Raw genomic sequence first — 5,660 nt, 5'->3', positions numbered from 1 at the left:
GTCTTTCGCGCTGTTGATACGCAGACCGGAGGACAGACGTTCGATAGCAGAGCCCAGAGCGGACTGAGATTTGTTCAGGTTGTTTTGGGTCAACAGCGACAGGCTGTTTGTATTGATGACTTGTGCCATGATCTTTTCCTTATCAATTACAACTTGATGTTATTGGGCTGTTGCCCACGGTTTCTGACCGTAACCCATGTATCGGCACGTTAATTTTGAACTTTAGAAAATTTTCACTTTCTGCCGCTTTTTTTCTTAGCCCCTGAAATACCCTCTTTATGCACCACTATTCCGCGCATTATTTTCACCAAACAATCATTAAACTTTGCGCGCAGATTGCCGATAACTCGCATAACAATTGTTTGCAATCACAAGGAATCGGGCATGGCTTCATTTACATCATTGGGCGTAGGCTCAGGCTTACCGCTGGACACGTTGCTAAACAACCTGACTATTGCAGAGAAAAAACGTTTAAATCCAATTACTCAGCAACAGAGCGATAATAACGCCCGCCTGACAGCCTACGGTACGTTAAAGAGTGCACTGGAAAAATTCCAGACGGCCAATACGGCATTAAATAAACCGGAACTGTTCAGAAGCAGTAATGTAACCAGCAGTACCGAAGATCTGAAAGTCACCACGGAAGCCGGCGCGGCCCCAGGTATTTATACCATCAGCGTTACGCAGCTGGCGCAGGCTCAATCTTTAAGTACTGCAACGGTTGGCTCAAGCAAAGACGCTCTCGGTAACGGTTCTGCCACTCGTACCATTAAAATTGAGCAGCCGGGCCGCAAAGAGCCGATGGAGATTAAACTGTCGCAGGACAAAACCACGCTGGATGATATCAGTAAGGCGATTAACGATTCCGACAGCGGTATCTCTGCCAGTATCGTCAAGGTGAAAGACGGCGAGTTTAAACTGGTACTGACTGCCGCCGAAGGTATGGACAGTAAGATGACCATCTCCGTAGACGGCGACAGCAAGCTAAACGATCTGCTGGCTTATGACAGCAATACCGGTACCGGTAAAATGAGCGAGTTAGTAGTCGCGCAAAACGCTCTGTTAACCATGAACGGGATCCCGATTGAGCGTCAGAGCAACAAAGTGACCGATGCGCCGCAGGGCGTGACGCTGGAGCTGACCAAAAAGGTCACTGATGCTCGCGTGACCGTGACCAAAAGCAATGACAAAGCGACAGAAGCCATTAAAGGCTGGGTCGATGCTTATAACTCACTGATCGATACCTTTAATTCGTTGACCAAGTATAAGGCAGTTGATGCCGGAGCTGAAGGTCAGGACAAAGATAACGGTGCGCTGGTGGGCGATAGCGTGGTACGTACCATTCAGACCGGTATTCGCGCACAGTTTGCCAACTCTGGCAGCGAAGGTGCCTTTAAAACTCTGAATGAAATCGGCATCAAACAAGATGGCACAACCGGCAAGATGACCATCGATAATACCAAACTGAAAAAAGCGCTGGACGAAAATACCGCTTCAGTACGTGAGTTGCTGGCCGGCGATGGTAAAGAAACCGGTATTACCACCAAGATTGCCGCTGAAGTGAAAAGTTATCTGGCTGATGACGGTATTATCGACAGCGCACAAGACAGCATTAATGCCACGCTGAAAAAACTGACCAAACAGTACCTGTCCGTGAGCGCCAGTATCGACGACATGGTTGCGCGTTACACCGCCCAGTTTACCCAGCTTGATAGCATGATGAGCAAATTGAATAACACCAGTACCTATCTGGGCCAACAATTTACAGCGATGAATAAATCCTGATAACACGAGGTAAGTATGTATACCGCGAGCGGTACCAAAGCCTATGCACAGGTCGGCATAGAGAGTGGCGTGATGAGCGCCAGTCCGCATCAGCTGATCGAAATGTTGTTTGATGGCGCACACAGCGCCCTGGTGCGCGCTCGCCTGTTTATGCAACAGGGTGATATCGTCGCCAAAGGCGAGGCCTTAAGCAAGGCCATTAATATCATCGATAATGGCCTGAAAGCGGGTCTGGATCAGGACAATGGCGGAGAAATCGCCACCAATTTGTCAGCGCTGTATGACTATATGATCCGCCGTCTGCTGCAAGCGAATTTGCGCAATGATAGTCAGGCCATTGAAGAAGTCGAAGGGTTGCTCGGCAACATTGCGGAAGCCTGGAAGCAGATCTCACCGAGCGCATCATCCCAGGAGTCGCGTTAATGACCTCAGCCGTGGAGTTTGTCAACCGTTGGCAGCGCATCGCGCTACTCAGTCACTCGCTGCTGGAACTGGCGCAGCGCGGTGAATGGGACCTTTTACTGGAACAGGAAGTTAGCTATCTGCAAAGTATTGAAGTGGTCATGGAAGACGAAACTCCACCGGGCATTACGCGAAGCGTTCAGGACATCGTGGCCGGGTATATTAAACAGACGCTGGATAACGAACAATTACTCAAGGCGTTGCTGCAACAGCGGCTGGATGAACTCAGTGGGCTTATTGGTCAGTCGACCCGCCAGAAGACGCTGAATAACGCCTATGGTCGTCTTTCCGGCATGCTGCTGGTACCCGACGCCCCTACCGCATCGTAATTTTTTCCCGTCTCGCCTGAATAATCTTCCATACTCCAGAGGTCTGCCAAACGGCGTCTGGAGCACGGAAGATGAAAAATCCCACGTTATTGCAGTACTTCCACTGGTATTACCCTGAGGGCGGTCAGCTATGGTCCGAGCTTGCCGCACGCGCAGGCGGCCTCAACGATATCGGCATTAATATGGTGTGGCTGCCTCCTGCCTATAAAGGCGCGTCCGGCGGCTATTCCGTTGGCTATGACTCATATGATCTGTTTGATTTAGGCGAATTCGACCAAAAAGGCACCGTCGCCACCAAGTACGGTGATAAAAACCAGCTGCTGGCCGCCATTGATGCGCTGAAACACAACGACATTGCGGTACTGCTGGATGTGGTGGTCAACCACAAAATGGGGGCCGATGAGAAAGAATACATTCGCGTCCAGCGCGTAAACGCCGATGACCGCACGCAGATTGACGATGAGATTGTCGAATGCGAGGCCTGGACGCGCTACACCTTCCCGGCCCGCGCGGGTCAGTACTCGCAGTTTGTCTGGGACTTCAAATGCTTCAGCGGCATCGACCATATTGAGAACCCCACCGAAGACGGCATTTTCAAAATCGTCAATGATTACACCGGAGAAGGCTGGAACGATCAGGTGGATGACGAGCTCGGCAACTTTGACTACCTGATGGGCGAAAATATTGATTTTCGTAACCACGCCGTCACCGAGGAGATCAAATACTGGGCACGCTGGGTGATGGAGCAAACCCAGTGCGACGGTTTTCGCCTCGATGCCGTCAAGCATATTCCGGCCTGGTTTTATAAAGAGTGGATCGAACACGTGCAGGAGGTGGCCCCCAAGCCGCTGTTTATCGTCGCCGAATACTGGTCCCACGAAGTCGACAAACTGCAAAACTACATCAACCAGGTGGAGGGGAAAACCATGTTGTTCGACGCCCCCCTGCAAATGAAGTTTCACGAGGCTTCACGTCAGGGACGCGATTATGACATGAGCCAGATCTTCACCGATACGCTGGTGGAAGCCGATCCGTTCCATGCGGTGACGCTGGTCGCCAATCACGACACCCAACCGCTACAGGCGCTGGAGGCCCCAGTCGAGCCGTGGTTTAAGCCGCTGGCCTACGCGCTGATCCTGCTGCGCGAAAACGGCGTGCCGTCGGTGTTCTACCCCGATCTGTACGGCGCGCACTATGAAGATACCGGCAGGGATGGACAAACCTATCCCATCGACATGCCGATCATTGAACAGCTTGATGAACTGATTCTGGCCCGCCAGCGTTTCGCCCACGGCGTGCAAACGCTGTATTTTGATCACCCCAATTGCATCGCCTTTAGCCGCAGCGGTACCGACGACGACCCCGGCTGTGTGGTGGTATTGTCCAACGGCGATGACGGCGAAAAAAGCATTGCGCTTGGCGCGAACTACGGCAATAAAACCTGGCGTGACTATCTGGGGTATCGCGAAGAAAGCGTGGTCACCGATGAACACGGCGAAGCGACGTTTTTCTGCAACGGCGGCAGCGTCAGCGTGTGGGTGATTGCAGAGGTGTTGTAATGGACTTCCCCGGTAGCGGCGGGCTACCGGGGTTTAACGCTTACGGCAGCGGCGTGGCCAACGGCGTTTTCTGTAACACTTCGGCGCATTCCTGCGTTGGGCGTTCGACCCGTTGCAGCGTCATCCCGTCATATTCCAGCGTATTACCTTCGCGCTCAATCTCATACAGCTCACGCTTCACCGTCACGTTGGTGAGATCGCCGGAGAGCATCGTCAGTTTCCCCGGTAGCGCAATCACCCGCTGCCACTGGCGACAATCCAGCGTATCGCCCTCTTTGGTCACCACCAGCGAGGCGATAGCTTCCGGACTCACCAGCTTGCGCTGCGGACCTTTCGACTGCCAGTAGCCTTCCAGACCGGCGGGCGCGGGCGTTTTTACCACTTCGTTATAATTTTCAACTTCGGCGCATCCGCTAAGAAGCAGAAATGCACCAACGATTGCTAATTTTTTCATCATTCATCCTGCATGCGAAGAAAAGGGGATTGTGGCATTAAACCCCTGATGTCGCCAGCCTTTCGCGGCGGCGGATAAAGATTGATCCCGTCGGGATTACTTCTTATTACTGATAGGCAAAAATGTGGATCGGTGTAATATCCACACTTCTTGTTACATACCTTCTGAGTTCAGAGGCAAAACGCATGTCATGGCAACACTTCAAACAGGCCTGGTTAATTAAATTTTGGGCCCCTGCCCCTGCGGTCATCGCGGCGGGTATTCTCTCCACTTATTATTTCGGCATTACGGGAACCTTCTGGGCGGTAACCGGCGAATTTACTCGCTGGGGCGGTCAAGTCCTGCAGCTGTTTGGCGTTCACGCCGAAGAGTGGGGTTACTACAAACTGATCCATCTCGAAGGCTCCCCGCTGACCCGCATCGACGGCATGATGATCCTCGGCATGTTCGGCGGCTGCTTTGCGGCGGCACTGTGGGCCAACAACGTGAAACTACGTATGCCACGTAGCCGGGTGCGCATTATGCAAGCCATTATCGGCGGGATGATCGCCGGTTTCGGCGCGCGTCTGGCGATGGGCTGTAACCTCGCGGCGTTCTTCACCGGGATCCCACAGTTCTCTCTGCATGCGTGGTTCTTTGCGCTGGCCACCGCAATTGGCTCATGGTTTGGCGCACGCTTCACCCTGCTGCCGATGTTCCGTATTCCGGTCAAAATGCAGAAAGTCTCTGCCGCCTCGCCGCTGACGCAAAAACCGGAGCAGGCGCGTCGGCGTTTTCGCCTCGGCATGCTGGTGTTTATCGGCATGATCGGCTGGGCGCTGCTCACCGCCATGGATAAACCCAAGCTCGGGTTAGCCATGCTGTTCGGCGTGGGATTCGGTCTGTTGATTGAACGGGCGCAAATCTGTTTCACCTCGGCATTTCGCGACCTGTGGATTTCCGGGCGCACCCATATGGCAAAAGCCATTATCTTCGGCATGGCGGTCAGCGCTATCGGTATCTTCAGCTACGTGCAACTGGGCGTGGAGGCGAAGATCATGTGGGCCGGTCCCAACGCGGTGATCGGCGGCT

At 53.1% G+C, this 5,660-nt stretch carries 6 protein-coding genes and 1 pseudogene; 5 read left to right on the top strand and 2 right to left on the bottom strand.

What is annotated here, in order from left to right; genetic code table 11:
- A pseudogene (locus FDW95_RS18475) lies at positions 1 to 129 on the bottom strand (flagellin FliC); the annotation flags it as partial.
- A gap of 255 nt (positions 130 to 384) precedes the next feature.
- Between FDW95_RS18475 and fliD the strand changes: the two are divergent.
- The 4 genes from fliD (at position 385) to amyA (ending at position 4,135) form a co-directional block, all read left to right on the top strand.
- A complete protein-coding gene (gene fliD / locus FDW95_RS18470) occupies positions 385 to 1,785 on the top strand; it encodes a flagellar filament capping protein FliD (protein WP_115258818.1) in 1,401 nt (466 codons plus the stop codon).
- A gap of 15 nt (positions 1,786 to 1,800) precedes the next feature.
- Positions 1,801 to 2,208 (top strand): flagellar export chaperone FliS, encoded by a 408-nt coding sequence (gene fliS / locus FDW95_RS18465; protein ID WP_115258819.1) that lies wholly within the window; start codon positions 1,801 to 1,803, stop codon positions 2,206 to 2,208.
- Positions 2,208 to 2,576 (top strand): flagella biosynthesis regulatory protein FliT, encoded by a 369-nt coding sequence (fliT, locus tag FDW95_RS18460; RefSeq protein WP_115258820.1) that lies wholly within the window; start codon positions 2,208 to 2,210, stop codon positions 2,574 to 2,576. Before fliS ends, fliT begins: the two co-directional genes overlap by 1 nt.
- Before the next feature lie 71 nt (positions 2,577 to 2,647).
- Entirely contained in the window at positions 2,648 to 4,135 is a 1,488-nt protein-coding gene (gene amyA / locus FDW95_RS18455; protein WP_115258821.1) for an alpha-amylase, read from the top strand.
- A 40-nt stretch (positions 4,136 to 4,175) separates the two neighbouring features.
- Here amyA and yedD read toward each other — a convergent pair whose 3' ends face one another.
- Positions 4,176 to 4,589: a lipoprotein YedD gene (gene yedD / locus FDW95_RS18450; protein ID WP_115258822.1), complete on the bottom strand. Its 414-nt coding sequence runs from the start codon at positions 4,587 to 4,589 to the stop codon at positions 4,176 to 4,178.
- A 185-nt stretch (positions 4,590 to 4,774) separates the two neighbouring features.
- On the opposite strand from yedD, the gene yedE reads away from it, so the two are divergent.
- Positions 4,775 to 5,660 (top strand): selenium metabolism membrane protein YedE/FdhT (gene yedE, locus FDW95_RS18445; RefSeq protein ID WP_249359226.1); only part of this gene is annotated, 886 nt, incomplete at its 3' end.

This window comes from Citrobacter sp. wls718 (genome assembly GCF_005280945.1).
GTDB lineage: Bacteria > Pseudomonadota > Gammaproteobacteria > Enterobacterales > Enterobacteriaceae > Citrobacter > Citrobacter gillenii.
The sequence above is the reverse complement of the archived record's forward strand: the minus strand, read 5'-3'. Positions and strand labels throughout refer to the sequence as shown.